General features: G+C 56.1%; 1 protein-coding gene. It reads right to left on the reverse strand.

The window, feature by feature from the left end:
• Positions 1-355 (reverse strand): hypothetical protein (locus tag IAE27_RS29385; RefSeq protein WP_200093439.1); only part of this gene is annotated, 355 nt, incomplete at both ends.

Here is a 355-nt window from a genome sequence, read left to right on the forward strand (position 1 = left end):
CAGCGACTCCGATTCAGACAGCGATTCGGATTCCGACAGTGACTCGGACTCAGACAGCGATTCGGACTCTGACAGCGACTCGGACTCCGACAGCGACTCGGACTCCGACAGCGATTCGGATTCGGATTCGGATTCGGACAGCGACAGCGATTCGGACTCTGACAGTGATTCGGATTCTGACAGCGATTCGGACTCTGACAGTGACTCGGATTCCGACAGCGATTCGGATAGCGACAGCGATTCGGATAGCGACAGCGATTCCGACTCCGACAGCGATTCGGATTCTGACAGCGACTCGGATTCTGACAGCGATTCGGATTCTGACAGCGATTCCGACTCTGACAGTGACTCCGAC

It is taken from the genome of Klebsiella sp. S69, from assembly GCF_016516145.1.
Lineage (GTDB): Bacteria > Pseudomonadota > Gammaproteobacteria > Enterobacterales > Enterobacteriaceae > Klebsiella > Klebsiella oxytoca.